The organism is Hyperthermus butylicus DSM 5456, from assembly GCF_000015145.1.
GTDB lineage: Archaea > Thermoproteota > Thermoprotei_A > Sulfolobales > Pyrodictiaceae > Hyperthermus > Hyperthermus butylicus.
On record NC_008818.1, the window covers coordinates 1 to 21,486 of the forward strand.

The following is a 21,486-nucleotide window of genomic DNA, read 5'->3' on the forward strand; positions in this document are numbered from 1 at the left end:
CTGCTGCAGCACGTGGAGGGTTGGCCGCGGGGGCCGCCTATACTCTTGGGATTTGGCTGCAGGCTGGGGGACAGCCTACACTACCGCGTCGAACTCGGCCTTCATAACTGGGCTTAACGTTGTATTCGTCCACCTATTCCAGGCACTTGTAATGCGGCTGTACAGCGTTGAACTCGCATTCTCCCTAGTACTTGCAGTAGGAGGGCTCTACATGTTGACCGGGCCCACTGGCGGCTTCAGCTTTGGTGAGTTCTTGGTACTACTGAGCGCTTTTGCATGGGCTGCACAAGTTCTTATCGTTTCAAGGTTTAGCGGCAGCGACCCATTCGCATTCACCTTCTTTGAAGCATTAACAGCTACGGTCATGATTATACCCGATATGCTGGTCTACGGCAACTCTCTCGATGTGCCTGCACAAGCACTACCCTACCTGGCGTATCTAGGGCTAGCGTGCACTGATGCAGCGTTTGTGCTACAAGTGTATGGGCAGCGCGGCGTCTCGCCAGCTACAGCTGCAATAATATACCTTCTCGAGCCGGTTATCGCTGCAGCCATAGCTGCAGCCATGCTCGGCGAACATATGTCCACCCTACAAGCGATAGGCGCTGCCGCTATACTAGCCTCTCTAGCTGTTGCAGCGAGAGCCGAGGCCAGGAGGGAGGGATGAAAGGAGGAGAGTGGATTAGGGTGTGCCCCCGGCTGGAGGCTAGCCCGCCCATCCAACACCGGGCTTAGCCCGGTGTCGCGGCTGCGCCGCCGCCGGGAAGCCGGGGGCCGCGGTGTTTCCTTCTACTACTTAGAGGAGCTGTATCTGTGTTTCCCCGGCATCACCCCAATACCACGAGACTACAAAACATCTTATATTATTTCTACAGTTTTTATGTTATTACTAGATCGAGTTTCGGCCTAGACGACGTATCGCTTAAAGTATACGGTCAGTATGGTGATTAGTAGAATTGTCGCCGTGACATAGGCTAGTATGGCTGCTGCTAGTATCTCGCCCACGCTTGGCATGTATGCCTTACTGCCCATCAGCGTTAACACGAGTTTGGCGTCGAGACCTGAAACTATCGCATCGAATATTAGTCCTGGAAGCTTGAAGCTACCATGGATGGGTTCTGCATAGTCTAGCATAATTGCCGTTCTCATTGCAGCTATAACATCCTCCATGCCGTCGCGTGAGGCGCCTATTATTGGTATGGCAGCTACAAAGCTGCCAACAATGTAGATTATTATCGCTATGAGTGCTGCTATGCTGCTCCTCCGCAGCTTTAGGCCGAGGAGTGCTGCTACGAGGGCAAGGGGAAGTGTAGAGATTGAAATGAGTAGACCGCTGACAGGTATAAGCCAGGGGTAGTCCTGTATCGTGAATAGTATGCTAAAGCTGGCGTATAGCATGCCAGCCGAGAGAGTATACATAAGCGCCATTGCCACGATGTAGGCTATGAGTTTTGTAGCTATGATTTCAACCCGCGATACCGGCCTTACAAGGATTAGACTTATCCTCCCGGATTCTATGTCGGAGGCAAAGAGGTATGCACCGTACATTGCTGCTATTATCCAAGCAAAGCTGGCAACCGTTGAGAACTGTACAGGAGTAATGGCCATTACCGCGCCAACATAACTGCTGATATCCGTTACCGTACGCGCACCAAGAGTGCTAAGCCACACAGCCCGGAAAATAGAAGCGTTAAGCCCTACCCCTGCAAGAATATTCCTCACGAAACCCCTCAAAAGCACCGCTACAGCTAGCGGTACAACAGTGAGTGCCAGGAGTGCTAGAAACGAGCGCCTCCGCAGAAAGCCCTCAACCTCCACGCGTACAAGGACAAGAAACTCCCTACTCAGCAGCCTCATGTCCGTCCAGCACCCACCAGCCTGGAGCCCACACAAGTGTGACGACTCGATAATAATTCGTGATAAAAACTTCTACGCAGCATTCTGCACACAACAGCATACACTAGCTCGCCGGGAACCAGTTTTGAAGCAAGATGCACGAGAGTTGCCGCCACAGCTTGGAGTCGTTAGAGGAAGCCGTGAGTTCCGTAAGCCTCAACGAAGGATGCGGGTCGGGACGCGGCCTCATACATCACCGCATAGGCTAAATGCTGCATGCTCAGCTGTCCGGCAGAGCCTCCTCAGCCCCAGCAGACCCTACCAACTATGCCAGGGGAGGAGTATATACTGCCTACCACGGACATCACCGCACATTCCACATCACAGCCTAGAAGGAGCTGGCATCACACACAATATCAGCCGGGATTAGAGGTAACGAAACACACCGTGAACATGTAGGCTAACAACCACATAACAACATGTTTACACATGGCCTGTATGAACGCATTGCACCACGGATAGAAGTCTAGAGGTGGGGGGTGGTGGACCGGCCGGGATTTGAACCCGGGACCTCTCGGGTGCGAACCGAGCGCTCTTCCAGGCTGAGCTACCGGCCCACCCATCCAAATTATGTTGCATGGCTAACACCGCATCATCCTATAAGGTTTACGTACATGCCATTGAGGGGCTCTGTTGCGGGCCTTGCCGCCATCCCCCGGGCTCTCACCCCGGGGTTGCCGGTGCCACGGTGTCAACCCGGGTTCTCTCTTCATCGCCCACCGCTTGCTACGTGTATACGACCAGACAGAGACCTATATTAATCCGAAACCGTGAAGGTAGACTCTCCTAACATGGCACTGGGCCGCCTCCAAAGAGCCCCACACGCGTGGGGCGATGAGCTGCAGCGGCCTCGCGGCAGAGCCACAGGCTGTGACCAGTGGGAGGCCGCCGTAGCTCAGCCGGGAGAGCGCGGGGCTGTGGACCCCGAGGTCCCGGGTTCAAATCCCGGCGGCGGCCCCACTCCATCCTCGTGAAAAACATTCCCCGTACACTTTCACACCATAGCCTAATTACCAACATATTGTTCCTCCCAAACTACACGAGGAGGGCGGGCCCCGGCTGGCCGCTGACGGGCCGTTCAGGCCCGAGGAAACTCCGCCCTCCCCGCGGCACCGGGGCCCCGAGAGGGGGCGCGGGTAACACCCGCGGCAACGGCACAGAAACGGCACGCCCACCCGCGGGAGGACGATGAGGCGGCGAGGGCTCCCCGGCGACGGGGAGCCAGTAACCCGCTGAGGACCCGGGTGGGTGCGTTGAAACGGCCGTCCCCCGGGGAGCAAGGCGGCGCGCCGATGAGGGCCGCGCGATTGGCGCGCCGGCGTCCGCTTAGTCGGATGCGGCCGTAGGTACAGAAGGCGGGTTATAGCCGGGGCCCGCCGCTTCTCGCCTCCGACGGAGCTGCATGGGTATATTAGTCCTTGGATTCTGGTAGTGTCGCGTGGTGGCGGCGGTATGGGTAGGCGGAGGCGTAAGTATAAAAAGCGGCCTTTGCTGAGAGCGCCCCGCGTCCTGCCAACGGTGTTTGAGTGTCCACACTGCGGCGCCAAGGCTATGACCGTTGAGATCAAGAAGAAGGAACGCAACGAGCAGGGCTACGTGAAGGCGATTATACGCTGTGGAAACTGCAGCCTCTACGCCGAGATGTGGGCACCAGAACTCTTCCAGCCCGTCGACGTGTACTCGAAGTTCCTTGACGCATACCTGGAGGGCAGGATAGAGTATAAGTTTATCAAGGCCGAGGGCGAGAAGACCATCAGCCTAGAGGAGCTGACATCTGAGGAGGGTGAAGTTGTTGAAACTTGGGAAGGTGGAGAGACTACTGAGGAGCAGGGTTGAATCAGGAGAGAAGCTCTTCTTACTACTCTCCGACCCCGAAAAACCAATATCGCCCAACACTGTCAAGCTCTTCGAAGAGAATGGCGCCGACGTACTACTAATTGGTGGTAGCCTAAACGTTACCCCCTACGATATAGATGAGTACATAGCTAGGCTTAGGGTTGAGGGTGTGAAGCTCCCCATAGTTCTGTTCCCGGGCGGTCTCAACAACATCGCCAAGTCTGCCGACGCAATACTCTTCATGACTTTGATGAACAGCATGGATCCCTACTGGATTGTTGGCGCACAGGTAGCTGCAGCCCCAATCGTGTATAGGCTGGGCCTCGAGGCTATACCATCAGCATACATCATTGTAGGGCACGGTGGTGCAGCTGGACATATAGGCCGCGCACTACCAATTCCATACGAGAATGGCTATATAGCAGCAGCCTACGCCCTAGCTGCCGAGTACCTCGGAGCACGCCTAGTATACTTTGAGGCAGGCTCAGGTGCCCCAAAACCCGTACCTGTTGACGCTGTAGCTGCTGCCAGCAAGGTTCTATCGCAAGCTTTGCTAGTAGTTGGTGGTGGTATACGGGAAGAGACCCTGGCCGCTGAGAGGCTTAAGGCGGGAGCGGACGGCGTCGTAATTGGAACACTTGCAGAAAAGGATCCCGAGAAAGCACTGAGATCCTCTCGGTAGTTAAGAAGCGCTAGACTCCTCCCCGCCTGTGCCTGTACAGCTGACACTCCCTAGCTCAGCACCATACTTCTTCTTGAATGCTTCCTCAGCGTCAACTCCCACGAGGTTTGCTATACTGAGAGCCCAAGCTATAACATCACCTATCTCCTCAGCAATGAGGTTCTTGTCACCCTTTAGCAGGGCTTCAGCCAGCTCTCCAACCTCCTCCACAAACCATGTGAACGTCGCATATAGCCCTCGAGCATTGTCACGCTCGTAGAAAGCCTTCCTCATAGCCTCTTGTGCACATCTCAGGCTAACCATAATCACGACACCTCTTGACACTGAGCACCCTGCTACGCTTACAGAGCGCCTTCTACCATCAGAGAAACTCATCAGACTCACAGGGCTGTAAGAGAAGGCTAGACTATGTTGAACACTATGACACTTGCTATGAAGCCTAGCGTTATGAGCATTATGTGGAGCGGCTTAAGCCTTACGACAGCATCCTCCTCACTAAACGCCAAGAGGCCAGCAGCACTAAACACAGCCGGCGACGTATCCTTGGTCTTCTCCTTCTCGTTGTCGCTACGGCTACGCCTCCTAGCCCTAGCCACTGCTCCCCCCAGACTAGGCTAGTTCTTAGCTAGCCCCTCCTTAAAACTGGCGGGAGACTACTAGCCCCACTCTGGGCCCACTCCACAGGAAAGCTAGGGGTCGTATGACGAACTGTTTCACAATAAGAACGAAATATTCAGCACTAGCATGCACCAATGGTTGACTCTGGCACCCCTCAACTTCTAGTGCAGACAATACAGCATACAAGGATGAACTGGTAACTGCATAGCAATTGCAACGCTACTCTAGTTTATACAAACAGGCAAGTTTAAATAAGGGCCTATAAAGGATATGCGATGTAAATCCATTGTCCAATAATCTGATTCACAACTTGAATGCAAACTGCAATATGTATGTGAGTTCACAATTGTAACTCAGAGCTTCTGTCTACAGGCAATTGGGGGGTGCCAGGGTGTTTCCATGTGCTACAGCTGGCAGTGATCTTAGAGTCATTGCTGCCGTGATGGGTTTCAGTGTCTTGTGGCCCTATGGTGGGCTGGAGTGGAAGCTGAGGGGTTGTTTACCCTATTATAAACTAATGGTGTCGGAATGGATGGGGGTTGAGGGTGGCTCTAGGCTCTTTGATGGGTGTAGAGGTCTCTCTGGCGGCTTCATAAGGTGGTGGAATGCTGCACGTGGAGGATAGAGTATGACGTTACGTCCCGATGGTATTGTTGCTGTGCAGCCTCCAGCACGTAGCGATGCTGGCTCGAGTATTCGTAGATACTCAGCGTTGAGGGTTAGTTTGTCAGTGTGTGGCTTAACCTGACCCCCAACCTCGACTAGTGTGCCGCGGGGCAGTTTGAGGACATGGTTTCGCAGCCTCCCCGTTTCCCTGTAGAATGCAGTATCTATGCATGTGTTGTTGCATAGCCGGACTATCACGTGGCCTCCAGGTATAGGCTTTGTGTCCTCTATCACGCCACAGACTATGGCGTTGTCGTAGGGTCTTACACGTTCTATCTCCTTTCTCTGGAGGTGTGCATTGGTAGCTTGATTAGTCCTGAATATTGTCCAATGGCTAGGTTCCTCCTCCACATCGATGATCTTCAGTGCTTTTAACAATATGTGTGGCTCCTCACCCCGCACGCCATAGAGAACAGGGTCGAAGCCGTGTGGCGCTATTAGCGGTTTGGACTGTTCATAGTCGTAGTTTAGGAATGTTAGGGGCCGAGTTTTCAAGTCGAACTCTATAATGCTGTCCTCGTCTATTCTGCGAGGTTCGGACCACATTCTGGGCTTTCTGTAGACTATGAGTTCGAATGTGTGGTCAGTTATTAGATCGGCTCCAAGGGCGGCTAGTGCCCCTACTAGGCCCCGATGTGTAGAGCCGTGTAGGGCTATGAGCTTGGTCTTTCCATCTTCCCTAATACTCTCCAAGCAGTTCATAGCGGTCTTCAGAGGTACGAGTTCGTGTACGGCCCTGCGGTATAGTTCCACGAGGCAGTGTGGCCTAGCAGTAATGTAGTCTTGGAGGTTATCGGCATGGTAAAGTAGTATCGCGACAAAGCTCTCCTTACCTGTAGACCCATAGGCCTTGGCGAGCCTTGAAGTTACTTCTTCAGCTACTCTGCGAGCCTCGTCCTCACGGTCAACAGATACTAGGAGTGCGGTGGCACCATTGCCCCTGGTCTTCCATGGTACAGCCGGGTTTAAGCGGACAAGCCATGGGTAGTCAGCGAGTCTATAGCCATGAATCGACAGGGTGTATGCAAGTATTGAGGTGAAATGGGTTGTACAACCAGCTAGGGGGGTATCAAAGCTATCAATACCTATTGCGAGGAGCATCGGCTCTAGCCCATCCTCCTGAATGCTCAATCTGTGTACTGCGGAGGGCCTGGATAAAAGGGGGTGAGGCTTTGGGCGAATCTCCTTGCTGCATAGTGGCTATTTCTTTTCGCTCTCGTTTACAACTATCATTGTAAGTGTTGAGCGTACATAAGGTGATGATCTTACGTGTTTGTATACTATCTCTCTAAGCTGGTCCATATCGTCAGTCTCTATCACCGCTACAATATCGTATAGGCCGTAGACCATGTATACAGCCTTAACCTGGGGCAACTCCTTTAGCTTCTCGAAAACCTTCTCGTCGGTTCCCATCTCGGTGTTTATAAGTAGTACAGCCTTGACCATGAAACTGTACACCTCGGCTATGCAGTATGGTAGGGGTGGTCCTACCAGATTTAGGTTAGATAGATTCGGGCCAAATTTATCCTCCTACGGGTAGGCGTGACTGACAGTATCGTGCGCTGGAGGGGCTGTGAAGGGTATTGCGTAGCGGTGTGAGGCTATACGCTGTATACCTTAGACAAGACAACCCGAAGTACAATACGGTTGCAAAGCTGGTACGGCATGGCGTTGTCTCGGAGGTGCGTGCGCCGCCCAGAGGTGTTGTTGTGCTTGACCCCTTCTCTCCAACACCAATATCGGTATCGGATAGAGGGCTGATCGAGAAGAGCGGGCTTTGCGTGATAGATGGCTCGTGGCGCCGCGTCAGCAGCTATCTCCGGAGGCTACGCCGCGTTGTTGGTAGAAGGCTTCCCCTGCTCCTAGCAGCTAATCCAGTAAACTATGGTAGGCCCTTCCTCCTCAGTAGTGCTGAGGCGCTCGCAGCAGCACTATATATCGCAGGATTTAGAAGCATAGCTGAGCAGCTACTATCATTCTTCAAATGGGGCCCAGAATTCCTAAGGCTTAACAAACAGTTGCTCGAGAGATATGAAGGCAAGACATCCACGGAGATAGTTGGTGAGGAGTGCCGCCTCATAAGCAGTATGACGGGCTTAGAGATTGGAGACTGTGATGCTGCTAGACTTGTTGAGATCTATGGCAGAATAGTTGAGGACTACATAGGGGAGAGGTAGGGATAGTACAGGATAATTGGTTGGTGCGGGGGGTGGGATTTGAACCCACGCAGGCCTACGCCAGCGGGTCCTCAGCCCGCCCCCTTTGACCTGGCTCGGGCACCCCCGCAGCCGCTGCCGGGGGCTGGATTGCCGTCCATTATTTTGGTGGCAGACTGGTCTGGGGCTTAAAACTATTGCTCTATGGTGTTGGTGGTGGTGTGTGTTTGTGTGCTAGCAGTTCCGCTATGGTGTCTGATATTCGTTCCAGTAGTCTCCTTGTACGTGGTGTTGGAGGTAGGTTGTGGAGTAGTTTCTCGAGGCTCAGCCATATACTCTCGGCTATCGTTTCTAGGAGCCTGGTTCTTGTTTCCTCGTCTATGTTGAGTAGGAGCCTGCACAGAGTCTCAGAGCTTGGTGCAAGGGTTCCATGTACGTACCGTGATACTGCTGCGGAAGAGACGCCCATGAGTTCTGCAACGTCTTTTGCAGCATAGCCTGATTCTATGGTTTCGGCTACGAGTCGCTGTCTTGCCGTAGGTGGTAGGAGTTGTAGGAAGCTGCAGAGCTCTGTGTGGTTCATGGCTATCCGTCTAGGCTATGTGAGGCCTAGGTGTTCAAGTATCTTGTGATAGTTTTGGATAGTGGGGTTCAGCTTGTATTGTTTCAACAAGCTTCTTAACACTTTATCTCTGGGCTCGACTATAATGATGCTCCTTATCCACTGGATCCTCATGAGGCCTCCGATGAGCTGTGTTAGGTTCTGGGGGTTCTCGTGTAGTGTTGCTGACTCGAAGTCTATTATGTAGGGCTCACATGTGTTATGCTCGACTAGGACCTGCTCTCCAGGTCTTGCTAGCTCATTATGCCTTATTCCAAGCCTGTCCAGGGTAAATGTTTTCCAGAGCAGCCTCTTCAGCGCTAGTCTTCCACAAGTCTTGTTGTCTGGCTTGTAGTCTCCTAGCGTGTTGCCTCTAACAAGCTCCATGAGTATGATCGTTCTTGAGGCAGCGTACAGCCGTGGTGATACTCCTGCCCAGCCCGTAACGGCTAGGATTGCGGCCTCCCAGAGTAGGCTTCTCCTCCTACTCTTAGGGTGTAGTATTTTCGCTGCAGCAACGCCTGCTGCTGTAGCTGCTGCTGCTACGACTGCGCTCCATCCCCTGCCCAGCAGCTTGAGCTTGCCCAGTATAGTGTTGCCGAGGGGTATGATTCCTCTGATTCCTAGGGAGTTAGCGTCGTGTATGAGCCTATGGCACTCTGGTGACTCCATGCTCACGCTATAGTAGCTACAGATTATTTCTATGGCTTTTGCGAGTGGTATAGCCTCCTCATCCAGGCTGGCTTCTTCACGGCTAAGCTGGCTAGGCATTCCAGCTCACACTCCTCAATCCTCCTCTCCAGGAGGCCCTGAAGTAGCGGGTGGACCTCCACCTTGTACCCACTAGCGCTGCCGGGGAGCCATTCCCATGCCCGGTCGCGTAGGAGGTGTATAGCGTCCTGGTACCTCCTAGCCCTAATCACTACCAGCCGGCCCTCCTCGTCAATCCAGGGCCCATAGGCGTTTGGATCGGTGGCGTACTTCTCGAGGAAGCGTAGCGCGTGCCCACTCCAGGCCGGTGGGCCCCGGTGCAGTGTGTATGGCGGGGTTACCCTCTCTTCCAACTCGATACAGGCTAGTATTCTCCCTTCTGTGCATGCTGTAACCCTGTAGTCTATTACGTGGAAGCCCCATCTCTCTAGCAGGTTTACTGCTAGCCTTAGGGCTCGCTTGCCAACCCCCCATAGTGTGTCGGGGGGCACTCTCTGCGGTGGCTCTAGGAGTAGTAGCACCATGTTTGACACACGCTCACCACTACTTGCTACTGCTTGTTGGGGCGTCGTAGGGGGGGTTCTGGCTACGTGGAAGAACTCCATGCGGGGTTCCCTGAGGTACATTTTTGCTGCGAGAACAAGCTCTGCAAGTGATCGTGTCGAGACTGCTGCTGCCGCATTCCTCGATGGGTCTACGGGATCAACAACTATCATGGGTTTATCGCCAAACTTTTCCAGGAGCTCCTTACGGCTATAGCCGGCCCCATTCACGTCAACTATCACTGGTGGTTTCCACTTGGCAGCCTCAGCTATAACATTACGAAAGCAGCCATAGGCTGCGATTAGTAGTTCTGCTAGGTAGCCGGAAAATCCCTCCACAGCTATTTCAGCACCATAAACACCTATTCCCTTAAGGAAGCTCTTGAGAAGCCTAACCTCGTCACGCTGATGGGGCTCTAGCCTTCCAAGTATATACCTTGTGTGAAGGGGGGTCCTGTCAACAGCAGTAACAACCTCTCCAGGCTTCTCCACGCGACAAGCTGGCACCACCTCAACCCAGTAGCTGTGAACTAGTACTCTTGCGTATGGATGCTGGGCATACCTGCGTTCAGTGCGCAAGCCGAGCTTGGCCAGTTTCTCCTCAATCTGGTCTATCAGCCCGGCGTGTATCAGGTCTAGGCACTTGCTTCTCGGGAGGAGTATGAAGAGGTCTATGTCTAGCTCGCCGCTAAGCCAGGTATCCTTTGCATAGCTTCCCTCGACACGTACCTCATAGTCCTTGACTCCAAGTTCTTTCAGTACAGCGTCGAGAAGCCTGGTGGCCTCCTCTACAGCTTTACGCGCCTTTTCGCGCTCACCCGTGGTGGGTGCAACCATAGCTAGTACTTGTTTCTCGACCTTGGTATGGGGGCAGCCGCTGCTGCCGGCGATGCCGGTCTTCATGGCTCCACCAGTACGCATATAGTATGGTGGCGTGGTAGGTCTTAAAGAGGAGCGATGAAGAGGGCTGGTATTGCTGACCAGCCATAAGCTGTGTGATGAGGGACACCAGCACGGAGCATCAACATACTCTGGTGCTACAAGCTATATAGCCTTGTAGCACATGCCTTGTGTGGAATATGTTCGGGGTGACTGCAGTGGACTGGTTCATGGAGCGAGCTAAGAGCGTGTACGCACAGCTACTGGCCAAGGCCGAATCCATAGAGGATGAGAACCTCCGAAAAATAACACTTGAACTGCTCAAAAACCCTGTAATTACTTTTGTAAAGGTTGAGCCTAAGATAACCTTCTTTGAGAGCCCAGCAGCCCCGAGGAAGCACCACGCGTACCCTGGGGGCCTCCTAGACCATACTCTCGGCGTTACGCTGATAGCTGAGAAGCTCGTCGATGTCTATGGCAGCGTCTATGGCGCCTCTATAGATCGTGACGTTGTTATAGCAGCAGCGCTGCTCCATGACCTATTTAAGTATTACCAGTATGAGCTTGACCCCCTAACCGGCGGCTACCGGCCGCGGAGCGACTGGTACCTAGGCCACGACTTTGCAATGGTTGCCGAACTCTCCACCCGCGGTGCTCCTGACAAGCTGATAAGGGCGATAGCTGAGGCGCATGGGACGGTACCGTTTAGCATGCTTGAGTCGCAAATTGTACATAGGGCTGATAGCACTGATTCTGAGATGATATCCCAAATACAAGATATTATATGGAGGGTATGTCTCGACATAGAGCTCGAGAAGCCAGATGCAAAGGCGGTAAAGGTGTTCAACGAGGCGCTGAGGAGACGTTCAATATTCGATTATGCAAAGATATACTATACTGGGGGCCGCGACGCGTTAAGGGAGTATATTAAGAAGACGCTCGGCTTAGACTAACAATATACTGGGGCTGTGTGGAGGCCGACATAGGCCTACGCCGCTGTGGCGGATGAGGAGGGGTCGATTGGCCGAAGCCCACAACGTTCTTTGCCGATGAAGAACCGTCGGACGTAGATGAGCAAGGCGATGAAATATCCCCTGGCTCCTCTGAGGCCTCCTTAACAATTGCGGGAAGAGGCTCAGTAGGGTCCGGCATCGTCACCGATCAGCTGACCGGACAACAGTCTTCACAGCCATTACTACCTATGGAGGGCTCGGTTTGAGAGCTCCAGCTCACCCCAGCCGGTTGGGTCGCACGGTTTGCTACTCCTCACAGCCCGTGTAGACAATGCTGGTTGAGTCCTCGCCCCCTCTTAAGCCTGAGAGGACTCGCCTAGGGGGCTAGGTCTTCTGCACTAGTGTACGGAGGATTTCTGCTAGCCTAGAGGGCATCCTGGCTATTAGCCCTAGCAGCTTGATTGTTGAGACATTGCCTATTCCTATGAGTGGTAGTAGGTCGGTTGGTATACTTCTTAGTAGCTTTGCTCTTGTTTCGGGCCTTGCTGTCTTTATTTTCTCGAGAAGTTTGCGTTGTACGCCTATCCAGTGGACTATTCTGCTCAGTGTTTTGCCTGGGTCCTCGCCGCTAGCTATGTATCTTGTCAGGGCATATGCGGATGCTATTGAGGGCCTTATACCCTCGCCGGTAAGCGGGTATACAAAGCCTGCAGCCTCACCTATCACCGGTATATCCCTTATGAGGAGGCTTGGATTTGCTCCTCCAATGTTTATAGCTGCGCCGCGTATTGGTGTCATCTCGACTGGGCCTTTCACTCTCTTCCTTATGAACTCTATAAGCTTCTGGCGAAACTCTCTTGGCTCGCCATAGCCGCCCACGCCAATGTCTACGGTATAGCGAGAGCGTGGGAAGACCCAGTAGTAGCCTACGAGGCTGCTGTCAAACCACAGCTCCATAATAGTAGTGTCGTGTGGCTCGCTAGTCCTGACTATTGCCTGGACAGCATATATTTGATCCCTAATGCCGCGGTGTGGAGTCACCGAGCCCGTAGCTACAACGATTTCCTTTGCTTCTTCGAGCTGCTTGACAGGCCTAAGCTCAGGTGTAAGCTCCACAATCCTCCGCTCGAAAGGTATGCCTTCGAGCAAGTGTTTGAGGAATGCAGGCTTGTCTATAATGTAGCCCTGGAGTTTGCCGTACTTCTCATGGGCTAGTTCGCCGTCGACATAGACTCTAAAGCCGCGTATCTCAGTTAGGATAGCATCAACCGGTATGTCAATGTAGTCCTCTACTTGCAGCGGGACAGCCCATCCGCACGGCTTAAATCCAGGGTATGGGGCTATGTCATATACCTTGACCCTAAACCCCTTATCGGTTAGGAAACGTGCTAGCGCTGCGCCAGCCGGGCCGGCCCCTATGATTACGTAATCATACCTAATAGTCATACCCGGTTATCCCCTCGGGGTACATGACGTGGAGGGTTAAACCGGGTTACCCGGGACGTATAGGCTTTGACGCGCTCAATGTCTGGACCAAGCATTGCGCTGACAATAAACTCTGGTAGTATAGGAAGATAGGAGTCGGGTGTAGCGGCTAGCTTTTCTGCTAGCTTTTCAGCTTCTGTGAGCAGGTTTGCTATGAATTTGTAAGCTTTCTCTATCCCTTCACTGCCTAGCCACTTTCTAAACATTCTCGCCGAGGGGAAACTGATGGTACCTGTCCTGCTGTCTACAATGTCGTCTGCAACCTGGTACATTAAGCCGAGGTACTCACCGTAGAGTCCGGCCTCGCCGTAAAGGTCTTCGCGGCCTGCAACAATGGCGCCAAGCTCGCCAGCTAAGCGGAAGAGGGATGCTGTCTTCAGCTTAACAGTTTCAAGATAGTATTCTGGGGGAAGACTATCAGGATCCGTAAACGCATCGAGAACTTCGCCGCGAGAGATGTTGAGAGTGGCGGTTATTGTGCGGCTTGTAGCTCTAAACCCGTACCTTTCCTCGACTATCTTATGAGCAAATGTTACAAGAAGATAGACAGTCATAACCGTCTTCTTAACACCATACTCGACCCAAGCAGCTTTCTGGCCCCTCCGCTCCACATCCTCGTCTATTATGTCGTCAAGTGCAAGGCTTGAGGCGTGTATAAGCTCTACAGCTACAGCAGCATCGAGCGCATCTTCTATGCGGCCTCCAAGGCTTCTAGCTATTTCGAGGACTAGAAAGCCTCTAAATCGCTTTCCACCTCTCGCGATATACTCTGCAACCCTTACAGCATGCGCTTCTGGAAGCCGAGCTATCCACTGCTTGATAGCATCATCTACTAGTGACCGGAGCTTCTTCCAGTGCTCAACCAGGCCTCCATAGCTGGTGCCTATTTGCTGCATAGGCTATCAACCCAAAGTTGTGCCGTTATAGCCTAGGTTGCACCCTGGCAGTATGCTTGCAGGCACCAGTTTCTGGGCGTTTTGCCGTGGTGGATTATTATCTCGTTATGCAAGTGAGAGAAACCCTCACTCTTATACCCTCACAGAAACCCATATCCTGGGTTAGGGTGCAGGGGATGGCTAAGGCAAGACTGTCATACCCTGACGCAAAATCGTTTTACAACATGCTTGATGCGATATCGAAAATTGTTGATGAGCTTGCAATGACTATAACGCCTAATGGCGTAAAAGCGATAGCCCTTGACCCAGCCCATGTAGCGCTAATGGTCATGGAGCTGCCGCCAGAAAGCTTCATAGAGTACGAGGTTGAGGATGAAGTGAAGCTTGGTTTTAATGTTGCTAACATAGCGAAGATAATTAAGAGGGGTAAGAAGGGCGATAAGCTAGACATAGAAGTCGACGAGGATAGGGTTACATGGTCTATTGTTGGAGCTACGATCAAAAGGTATAGACTGCTAAATCTTGACGTGCCGGTGCCAGAGCTACCAGAGGCAGAGCTTGAGTTTAAGGTACACGTTTCACTGATAGTGGATCCGTTCAAGAACGCACTAAAAGATGCTGAAGCCGTCGGGGATACTGTTGAGCTAGAGGCACCAGACGACACGACACTAATCATACGTGGTGTCGGAGCTGCAGTAGCGGAGACAAAGATTAGGAGTGATACGCCTGCCGTAGTGGAGTTTAATGTTGAGGAGCCCTCCAAGTCAGCCTATAGTATAGAGTACTTGAAGCATATGCTTTCGCTGACAAAGGTTGCAGACACGATAACCATAGAATTTGCGCAGGACATGCCGCTAAGGCTACAGTTCAGGTTACCTGCTGGCGGCAACGTGACATATCTCCTAGCGCCGAAAGCGGCATAGCGCACCGGGCAGTGATGAGTTTCACCGGCTCATCCGACGCTCTCTAGGCCGTGAGGATGGCCAGGACAGCTGAGCCACCTACTTCTTCACAAGTTCGAGTACTTTTTCAACAATGTATCTTGCAGGGTTTACCCCAGTTGCTGATTGTAGTCCGCGCCAGAGTGGTGAGGCATTAACCTCTATGACTGCATACCGATTCTCATCATACTCTATCACGTCTACACCGGCGTAGACTAGGCCTAGTACCTTTACAGCGCGGATAACAGCCTTTGCTACTTCATCACGGACTGTTGCTGGTACAGGTTTTGCTCCTTGAGCTATATTTGTTTTCCAACTATTTCGTGGTGCAATGCGGTACATTGCAGCTACCACGTGGTCGCCGACAACGAATACGCGAAGATCCCTATTGCCCGGCTTTTCCAGGTATTTTTGTATGTAGAGGGGCTGGTTGAGGGTTAGCAGAAGGTTTATGATATGGTAGGCCGTATCGGTATCCTTTACGCGGAATGAGCCAAGGCCTAGACTACCTATTATAGGTTTAAACACTACGTCACCGAGCTGTTCTACAGCATGTAGTGCAGTGGTAGGATCCTCTGTAACCAGTGTCCGGGGGACGGGTATCCCCGCCTCCTGTAGTATTCGTAGACTCGTAAACTTGTCCCTGGCACGGAAGAGTCCCTCTGGCGGGTTTACAACTACGTAGCCCCACGATTCCGCTGCCTCTAGAATAGCTCTCCTCACCGCATACCTCTCTATGCTGAGCCCCCTGCCGAGGCCCCGCACTATGATAGCGTCCACGTTGAGGCATCTGCCTCTATATTTTAACGGGCATGATGGAGTTCCAAGTTCTGCAGATATGTAGTTCCAGAGAATGTAGAGTGGTGTCGAGCCCGTATCGGCTATGGCCTTTAGTAACTGTCGGCTACTCCACGTGGGCCTAGGGGTGTGGTGCAGTACTGCTATTTTAGCCACGGCGTTCACGCCCGCTAAGCATATCTCCGATGAGTTCTGCTATGAGTGACGCGTATACAGGTGCTGTTAGTGGGTCGGTATGCATAATTATCTCTGCCAGCTTACCCTTGTTCTGTGCTATTGATAGCTTAAATCTTAGCTCACGAAGGATGTCTGCTTCAACATCAGTAGCAAATACTAGTAGGAAAATTCCCTGCTGTTCGAGCCGTTGCAATAGTGTTAGTAGCCGACGTTACAGGCTCTATAGGCACGGGGGCTCCCATAGATTCCTCTATATGCATGGCTGCCAGGGCTGCTGCGGGCGTAAGTGTTGGTGTGGAAAAGACAGCTGCTTTAGTGCTTGAGGATAAAGCCTCTGTGATGGAGTTTACTATGCTGCCATACCTTGACTTTATCTCTTCGAGCACAGGATGTATGTTGTTAAACTCGCTCGTAAGCCTCTCTACACGGACCCTAATACCGCTATGTTTTCTGGCGAGTTTTGCGGAGAGCTTGGCAGCTGCAAGAACATATGTGAGGTGGATTCTCTCGGATGCAACTTCTACCAATACTCTCCTCGCTTGGTGCGCGTGCCTTGAGCACTGGTGGTAATGGTGGTGTCACAGCTACGAGGCTCACACCGGTAAGCTTCGTAGCGTCTATAGCTCTTCCGACAATGTTCTCGGCTCCAGCCTCGGCGAATAATATGACGGCGATGTTTTCCTCGCGGTAGGCTACAATGTGGTATATCAGGGCTTCAATAGGTTCTAGACGTACACTAGTGGTGGTTATCTGGCGTAACACCCAATAGCCAAGTGTTGCTGCTGCCAGGGCGTATCTTGTCCCAGCATATGTTAGGTAGAGCTCGCTATACGATTGGTTTAAGAAGGAAAATATCCTCTTGGCTAGTTCTTCGGCTTGTTTTTCGAGGCGTTTAAGCTTCTCCCGGGTTAGAGGAGTGCTGTCTCTAGTGAGCTGCAGCAACTGCACCTCGCCTTGTCGGGTTCGGGTGGCAGGCGGGGTATTAGCTTGTAGAGTATCTTCTTGGCCTTCTCAGTGTTCTCCTTCATAACCCTAGCAACCTCTTCAGCTGTTACTGGCCGCTCAGCCCAGACGTCATAATCGGTGACTAGTGCTATGGTTGCATAGCATAGCTGTGCCTCACAAGCTAGGTTTACTTCGGGCACCAGAGTCATTCCTATAATGTCTGCTTTGAATACCTCCCGCCAGACTCTGCTTTCAGCTCTCGTCGAGAAGCGTGGCCCCTCAATACAGATGTATGTACCTCTGGGATGAACCCTGTAGCCTAGCTCTCTCGCAGTGCTAATTATTTCCTGGCGTAGGTGCTCGCAGAACGGGTCGGCCATACTCACGTGGGCTACTATGCCCTCGTCGAAGAATGTATATACACGGCTCTTAGTCATGTCTATAAACTGGTCTGGCACAACTATGTCTCCAGGTTTGTAGTCTTCTCGTAGGGAGCCTACAGCAGAGACGGCAATAACCCACTTTACGCCAAGCATCTTGAGAGCCCAAATGTTCGCTCTATAGTTTATCTTGTGTGGCGGAATTCTGTGTCCCCTGCCATGCCTTGGTAGGAATGCTACACGCTTTCCCCCAAGCTCTCCAACAATTATGTAGTCGCTAGGCTCTCCATATGGTGTGTAGATTTTGTACTCCTTGGCGTTCTCGAGGACTCCGGGGTCATAGAGGCCGCTACCTCCTATTATGGCTATATCGGCTTTTACGGATGGTTTCGGGGGAAAGTCGGGCAAGGGAGAAGCTACACCCCCACCTACACAACCAGCTACCTACTACTGTGTAGCGTGTGAGGCAAAATTGCTATCCTTCTGTGTCTTGTTAGCGGGGTTTTACCGCGATAACCCCTTGGGTTTGTTTGTCAAACCATACTCGCTCAAACCCTGCTCTCCTAAGTCTCTCAATAACTCCTCTCACTATGGGGCTGAGCCTTCTACTCCTAGCCTGGAGTGGTACACCTGTGTAGTGATACAACTTGCCACCTGGCTTCAGTACTCTGTAGAGCTGCTGATAGAACTCTAGGCTGTAGAGTTCTCCAGCCATATTGAAGCGGGGAGGGTCATGCAATATCTTGTCGAAGTATTCGTCGGGAAGTAGTTCTACAGCTATAGTAGCATCGGCATGTACTATTCTCACGTTTTCGTTAGCTAGGAGCCAGCTTGCAGGGTTGAGCGACGCTATTGAGAGCACATACTCGCTAACCTCTATAGTGTAGACCGTTGCCCCTCTACTTGAAGCTATTATCGTTGTATAGCCTAGCCCTGTACATGTATCAAGGACTCTATCGCCCCTCCTAACACCTAGCCTGGAAACTTTGAGTTGCGAATCGTGAAGAGGACCTCTAACTCCTACAATGCGGTGCATGTGTATGCCGTTTATGAGCAGGGTAGGTGCGTCAAGCTCGGCTGTAAAGTAGAGCCTCATATAGCCCTCGTTTGATCTAACTTCAACTGGTAGGAGTCTGTTGTTATGCTCGTCAAAGAAGTAGATAACGTCATCCCTAATCCTGCTTGGTAGTGAGCTAGGAGCTAGGCTGAACACATGTTCGCCATTAATGGTGATGTTTACTTCGTCTCTGCTGCATAGGATTTCAACACTATACTCGTAATATTGCGTTCTGCGTGCGAACACAATACTATTGCTACTGTCCTTACGGCATGCAGTCTTCAGCTTTGAAAGGAGAAATCCAGGTATGACTAGCCTACGCGGCCTATACTCGTAGATTTCGACAAAGCCCCACTCGTGTCTCGTTCCGTTCACGGCAGCCTATTCCTCTCCTATAGAGTTCATGGGGTATGGCAAAACTCTATATACGTAGTGCTAGAGTAGTGCTAGATTCTCCTAACTGGTTGGTGACTATCTGCTACAGTTAACTAGGCGTGATGAATACGACTCACACTGAGAGCTGATGAGGGAGGTTTCGGCTGATCCACATACATCCTTGTCCTGGTATACATTGTGTCAACATAGGTCTTTACTGCGAGGGCATGTTTGCATAGTTTGCCGCGCATACCAGCAGGACACGTACACTTCAGCATGCCCTTCTCCGGGTTGTAGAATACTATGTAGATATCATTGTCTCCACGTACAAGTGCTCTAAGACCATCGGGACCCAGCCTTACGTATATTATCCTCCTCTGGTTTACGAGTCTTGCTGATTTCAATAGCAGGGCTGGGTTAGGTCTTCCCTTTCGCGAAGAGTACATCTAGCCCCACAAATAGCTGGCATGTTGCTGGAAGCCTTGATAGTGCGGGTTGACCGTAACTAAAACGTTGATGGAGTGGATGGCCTTGCCGCAAAAACGCTTGCAGATGCTCCGCGGTCTCATCGAACTGGTAAGGCCACATAACCTGGTTGTGGCGGCTTTAACAACACTAATAGGCTATGGGACTGTTGCCAGTATCTATGGCGGTGATATAGTTAGCTCAGGCTATGCCTATGCAGCCCTTATTGTAGTGCTTGTTGCAGCTGGAGGCTACGTCATAAACGACTACTACGACATCGAGACGGATATGGTTGCAAAGCCTTGGAGACCCATAGTGTCGGGAAGGGTAAGCCCGGGAGCAGCCAGATTCTATGCTTACATGTTGTTTACAATCGGACTCATAATAGCTCTAGTTACGTGCCCCAACTTCATAGTCTTCGGATTTGCTGTGCTTAACGCTTTGCTAGTGCATGAGTATTCTCGATGGATTAAGCGTACAGGTCTGCCGGGTAATATTGTCATAGCATTCAACTCTGCGTCGACAATAGTGTTTGGTGCGCTCTATGCCTCATGTATGATAAAGGGCAAAGTTGTACTCCCCTCGGTAGCACTAATACCAGTACTCTATGCATTCTTGCTTGTACTTGGCAGAGAATTCGTCAAGGGCATAGAGGATGTCAAGGGTGACGCAATAGCTGGTATTGGTACGTTAGCAGTTCGGTTTGGCGTGAGGACAGCCTACATGGCGTCTGTTGCGGTGCTTGGGTTAGTGGTTGTTCTAAGCCCGTTTCCCTACATTTCCGGAGTATACAACATGGCGTACCTTATCCTAGCACTGGTAGTTGATGTGTTGATAGCTTACTCGCTTGCCATCCTCGGCAGAGGAGTAGCTAGGGGACTCGAGGACGCTATTAGGGCTTCAAGAAGGGCTAGGAGTGCTCTAAAGCTTGCATTTATGGTTGGTGCATTAGCCTTCCTTGCAGGATTGATGTAGTGGGGGAGCTAGGCTAGGTCAGTGATCATCATTGCATATTTGTGCTCGGTGTAGGGTAGCTTCTTCACAGCTCCCCTTTAGAACCGTTATACTTGTGGCTACGGCTCTTTTAAGTCGCCGAAGCTTGGACTTTGCAAGGGTTAGGTATGTATTCAGTACATCGACAACGTCATGTAGCTTCTCCTTGCTGAGCGGTATAATTTGCTTCCCCCCAATGGATAAGGGTATGTCTATGCGCTCTACACCCAGTATCAACACGTAGTACTTGCCGCTGCTAGCACGCCTATAGAAGGCGTACTTGAATCCCGCGCTGACAGCTACATCGACGACCAGCTTGGCAACGGCCTCGCTGCAAGTATAGAGTGCAAGTATTACTGGTTGTGCTGAGGCCCATACAAACCTATAGCTTGTGTCCAGAGCGGTTCTAATGGCGGTGTAAAACTCGTCAACATTTATCCTTCTATGCCAGCTATGTACTATGCCGCCCAGTCGTTTATTGCCGGGACTAGGTGCAGCAAAGACTGCTATACGTCCGCTGCAAGAACTCGTAGTAACTATGCACTCAACACTATTCAGTGCATCAAGCAGGTCTACGATGTCGCTGTCTACAAGCCCTCTACGTATATCATCTATAAGTCTGTCCAGGTAGTTCCTCCTTAGTCTGGCCCACTCGACTGTGTTACATAAACTAGTATTCCCTTTCGCTTCCACATGCATATAGAACCCCTAGCCAGCCGGCGGTAGCGAGGATACCACTTGACGATAAATATTCGTAGCCTATTACTATGCCATCACCTATACCCCTTACGGAATATATGATCGGTCTACCGTCTATGCCAAGCACTGGTGCTAGGTACTTGGCAAAAGGTCCAGCAACGCTGTATATCCTATCAACGCAAGCCGACGAGGTAGGCTTTCCAAAGACTCCAGCGGGATGGAGGGGATTGAAGGAGTAGAGGGTTCCACATCTTCCCCCCTCCTCGTTTACAGCTAGGTCGCCACTAAACGCCGAGAGATACAGTACGCCGTTTACCTTCTCGCGGAACAACTTCTCGAAGAACTCGTTAAACCCGACAACATCAACCTCATAGCCGAGTGTCTTAAGCGTTAGAAGGATCTCGTCAGCATCGCCACCAACAATGCAACGTCCTCCAATAAATCGCCCATATCCCCATGTTGGTGCGTGTATTCTTGCACTCTCCTCCGTCACACGACAGTCGGGGCTACATATAATACTCCCAACACCTATAACCTGTTCAACAATAAACCCTTGCCGCTCAACAACAGCTACGAAGGGGGAATCTGTAATAAAGCAACGACAGTCATTAGCAAGTCCACTAGTAGTAATTGATCTCACAAGCTCCGGCCTACGAATGATATCTTCTATGAGTATAACCTTGCTGCCAGCCTCAACCTGTGGCATAGGCTTTCCACCTCAGCAGCCTGGTTACA

General features: G+C 51.7%; 25 protein-coding genes, 3 tRNA genes and 1 other RNA gene. 9 read left to right on the forward strand and 20 right to left on the reverse strand.

Going from position 1 to position 21,486, the window contains the following annotated elements; translation table 11 throughout:
• The first annotated feature begins 52 nt into the window (after positions 1-52).
• Complete coding sequence (locus HBUT_RS00005) at positions 53-667, forward strand: DMT family transporter (protein WP_052287721.1); 615 nt, start codon at positions 53-55, stop codon at positions 665-667.
• Positions 668-906: 239 nt separating this feature from the next.
• On the opposite strand, the gene HBUT_RS00010 is transcribed toward HBUT_RS00005, so the two are convergent.
• Both HBUT_RS00010 and HBUT_RS00015 read right to left on the reverse strand, forming a co-directional pair.
• Positions 907-1,857, reverse strand: coding sequence for an ABC transporter permease subunit (locus tag HBUT_RS00010; RefSeq protein ID WP_011821199.1), 951 nt, complete (start codon positions 1,855-1,857; stop codon positions 907-909).
• A gap of 519 nt (positions 1,858-2,376) precedes the next feature.
• Positions 2,377-2,453, reverse strand: a tRNA-Ala gene (locus HBUT_RS00015).
• 327 nt (positions 2,454-2,780) lie between these two features.
• Between HBUT_RS00015 and HBUT_RS00020 the strand changes: the two genes are divergently transcribed.
• The 4 genes from HBUT_RS00020 (at position 2,781) to HBUT_RS00030 (ending at position 4,414) form a co-directional block, all read left to right on the forward strand.
• Positions 2,781-2,856: transfer RNA gene (locus tag HBUT_RS00020), tRNA-His, on the forward strand.
• A 90-nt stretch (positions 2,857-2,946) separates the two neighbouring features.
• An RNA gene (gene rnpB, locus HBUT_RS09130) (RNase P RNA component) lies at positions 2,947-3,271 on the forward strand.
• A gap of 77 nt (positions 3,272-3,348) precedes the next feature.
• Complete coding sequence (locus HBUT_RS00025; RefSeq protein WP_011821200.1) at positions 3,349-3,732, forward strand: Zn-binding domain-containing protein; 384 nt, start codon at positions 3,349-3,351, stop codon at positions 3,730-3,732.
• Entirely contained in the window at positions 3,680-4,414 is a 735-nt protein-coding gene (locus HBUT_RS00030) for a phosphoglycerol geranylgeranyltransferase (RefSeq protein ID WP_228546743.1), read from the forward strand. The genes HBUT_RS00025 and HBUT_RS00030 overlap by 53 nt, the downstream gene beginning before the upstream one ends.
• Here the strand turns inward: HBUT_RS00030 and HBUT_RS00035 are convergent, their stop codons facing one another.
• The 4 genes from HBUT_RS00035 to HBUT_RS00050 form a co-directional block, all read right to left on the reverse strand.
• Entirely contained in the window at positions 4,415-4,717 is a 303-nt protein-coding gene (locus HBUT_RS00035; RefSeq protein ID WP_011821202.1) for a MazG nucleotide pyrophosphohydrolase domain-containing protein, read from the reverse strand. It abuts the gene before it with no gap.
• Between the two features lie 98 nt (positions 4,718-4,815).
• Entirely contained in the window at positions 4,816-5,010 is a 195-nt protein-coding gene (locus tag HBUT_RS00040) for an SEC61-beta family protein (protein ID WP_011821203.1), read from the reverse strand.
• A gap of 529 nt (positions 5,011-5,539) precedes the next feature.
• Complete coding sequence (locus HBUT_RS00045; RefSeq protein WP_011821204.1) at positions 5,540-6,829, reverse strand: TiaS agmantine-binding domain-containing protein; 1,290 nt, start codon at positions 6,827-6,829, stop codon at positions 5,540-5,542.
• Between the two features lie 69 nt (positions 6,830-6,898).
• Complete coding sequence (locus tag HBUT_RS00050) at positions 6,899-7,144, reverse strand: Lrp/AsnC family transcriptional regulator (RefSeq protein WP_011821205.1); 246 nt, start codon at positions 7,142-7,144, stop codon at positions 6,899-6,901.
• A 137-nt stretch (positions 7,145-7,281) separates the two neighbouring features.
• Here HBUT_RS00050 and HBUT_RS00055 point away from each other — a divergent pair, with 137 nt between their 5' ends.
• On the forward strand, positions 7,282-7,875 hold the full coding sequence (locus HBUT_RS00055) for a DUF367 family protein (protein WP_011821206.1): 594 nt from the start codon (positions 7,282-7,284) through the stop codon (positions 7,873-7,875).
• A gap of 21 nt (positions 7,876-7,896) precedes the next feature.
• Here the strand turns inward: HBUT_RS00055 and HBUT_RS00060 are convergent.
• The 4 genes from HBUT_RS00060 to cca form a co-directional block, all read right to left on the reverse strand.
• Positions 7,897-7,984 (reverse strand) — tRNA-Leu (locus HBUT_RS00060).
• Positions 7,985-8,056: 72 nt separating this feature from the next.
• The gene (locus HBUT_RS00065; protein WP_011821207.1) at positions 8,057-8,437 is read right to left on the reverse strand and encodes a helix-turn-helix domain-containing protein; all 381 of its coding nucleotides are present in this window, start codon (positions 8,435-8,437) and stop codon (positions 8,057-8,059) included.
• A 15-nt stretch (positions 8,438-8,452) separates the two neighbouring features.
• Positions 8,453-9,226 carry a Thr/Ser protein kinase gene (locus HBUT_RS08765; RefSeq protein WP_011821208.1) on the reverse strand — a complete coding sequence of 258 codons (774 nt, stop codon included), beginning with the start codon at positions 9,224-9,226 and terminating at the stop codon, positions 8,453-8,455.
• Positions 9,157-10,611 (reverse strand): CCA tRNA nucleotidyltransferase, encoded by a 1,455-nt coding sequence (cca, locus tag HBUT_RS00075; protein WP_011821209.1) that lies wholly within the window; start codon positions 10,609-10,611, stop codon positions 9,157-9,159. Before cca ends, HBUT_RS08765 begins: the two co-directional genes overlap by 70 nt.
• Before the next feature lie 194 nt (positions 10,612-10,805).
• Here cca and HBUT_RS00080 point away from each other — a divergent pair, with 194 nt between their 5' ends.
• Complete coding sequence (locus tag HBUT_RS00080; protein ID WP_011821210.1) at positions 10,806-11,540, forward strand: HD domain-containing protein; 735 nt, start codon at positions 10,806-10,808, stop codon at positions 11,538-11,540.
• Positions 11,541-11,924: 384 nt separating this feature from the next.
• On the opposite strand, the gene HBUT_RS00085 is transcribed toward HBUT_RS00080, so the two are convergent.
• Both HBUT_RS00085 and HBUT_RS00090 read right to left on the reverse strand, forming a co-directional pair.
• Positions 11,925-12,986 carry an NAD(P)-binding protein gene (locus HBUT_RS00085; protein ID WP_011821211.1) on the reverse strand — a complete coding sequence of 354 codons (1,062 nt, stop codon included), beginning with the start codon at positions 12,984-12,986 and terminating at the stop codon, positions 11,925-11,927.
• Positions 12,983-13,921 carry a polyprenyl synthetase family protein gene (locus HBUT_RS00090; RefSeq protein ID WP_011821212.1) on the reverse strand — a complete coding sequence of 313 codons (939 nt, stop codon included), beginning with the start codon at positions 13,919-13,921 and terminating at the stop codon, positions 12,983-12,985. Before HBUT_RS00090 ends, HBUT_RS00085 begins: the two co-directional genes overlap by 4 nt.
• Positions 13,922-14,097: 176 nt before the next feature.
• On the opposite strand from HBUT_RS00090, the gene HBUT_RS00095 reads away from it, so the two are divergent.
• Positions 14,098-14,844 carry a DNA polymerase sliding clamp gene (locus HBUT_RS00095; RefSeq protein ID WP_011821213.1) on the forward strand — a complete coding sequence of 249 codons (747 nt, stop codon included), beginning with the start codon at positions 14,098-14,100 and terminating at the stop codon, positions 14,842-14,844.
• 78 nt (positions 14,845-14,922) lie between these two features.
• On the opposite strand, the gene HBUT_RS00100 is transcribed toward HBUT_RS00095, so the two are convergent.
• The 6 genes from HBUT_RS00100 to HBUT_RS00125 all read right to left on the reverse strand — a co-directional run bounded on the left by HBUT_RS00100 (position 14,923) and on the right by HBUT_RS00125 (position 19,040).
• A complete protein-coding gene (locus HBUT_RS00100) occupies positions 14,923-15,816 on the reverse strand; it encodes an ATP-grasp domain-containing protein (protein WP_011821214.1) in 894 nt (297 codons plus the stop codon).
• Positions 15,809-16,030: a hypothetical protein gene (locus HBUT_RS00105; RefSeq protein WP_011821215.1), complete on the reverse strand. Its 222-nt coding sequence runs from the start codon at positions 16,028-16,030 to the stop codon at positions 15,809-15,811. Before HBUT_RS00105 ends, HBUT_RS00100 begins: the two co-directional genes overlap by 8 nt.
• A gap of 248 nt (positions 16,031-16,278) precedes the next feature.
• Entirely contained in the window at positions 16,279-16,779 is a 501-nt protein-coding gene (locus HBUT_RS00110) for a hypothetical protein (RefSeq protein ID WP_011821216.1), read from the reverse strand.
• Positions 16,746-17,570 carry an S-methyl-5'-thioadenosine phosphorylase gene (locus tag HBUT_RS00115; RefSeq protein WP_011821217.1) on the reverse strand — a complete coding sequence of 275 codons (825 nt, stop codon included), beginning with the start codon at positions 17,568-17,570 and terminating at the stop codon, positions 16,746-16,748. Before HBUT_RS00115 ends, HBUT_RS00110 begins: the two co-directional genes overlap by 34 nt.
• 85 nt (positions 17,571-17,655) lie before the next feature.
• On the reverse strand, positions 17,656-18,594 hold the full coding sequence (locus tag HBUT_RS00120; RefSeq protein WP_011821218.1) for a class I SAM-dependent methyltransferase: 939 nt from the start codon (positions 18,592-18,594) through the stop codon (positions 17,656-17,658).
• Positions 18,595-18,707: 113 nt separating this feature from the next.
• Positions 18,708-19,040 carry an SWIM zinc finger family protein gene (locus HBUT_RS00125; protein WP_083756226.1) on the reverse strand — a complete coding sequence of 111 codons (333 nt, stop codon included), beginning with the start codon at positions 19,038-19,040 and terminating at the stop codon, positions 18,708-18,710.
• 85 nt (positions 19,041-19,125) lie between these two features.
• Between HBUT_RS00125 and HBUT_RS00130 the strand changes: the two genes are divergently transcribed.
• Entirely contained in the window at positions 19,126-20,034 is a 909-nt protein-coding gene (locus HBUT_RS00130; RefSeq protein ID WP_011821220.1) for a geranylgeranylglycerol-phosphate geranylgeranyltransferase, read from the forward strand.
• Positions 20,035-20,052: 18 nt separating this feature from the next.
• On the opposite strand, the gene HBUT_RS00135 is transcribed toward HBUT_RS00130, so the two are convergent.
• Together HBUT_RS00135 and HBUT_RS00140 are read right to left on the reverse strand one after the other, a co-directional pair.
• Positions 20,053-20,745, reverse strand: coding sequence for a tRNA(Phe) 7-((3-amino-3-carboxypropyl)-4-demethylwyosine(37)-N(4))-methyltransferase (locus HBUT_RS00135; RefSeq protein WP_048061340.1), 693 nt, complete (start codon positions 20,743-20,745; stop codon positions 20,053-20,055).
• The gene (locus HBUT_RS00140; RefSeq protein ID WP_011821222.1) at positions 20,723-21,457 is read right to left on the reverse strand and encodes a hypothetical protein; all 735 of its coding nucleotides are present in this window, start codon (positions 21,455-21,457) and stop codon (positions 20,723-20,725) included. Before HBUT_RS00140 ends, HBUT_RS00135 begins: the two co-directional genes overlap by 23 nt.
• Between the last annotated feature and the right edge of the window lie 29 nt (positions 21,458-21,486).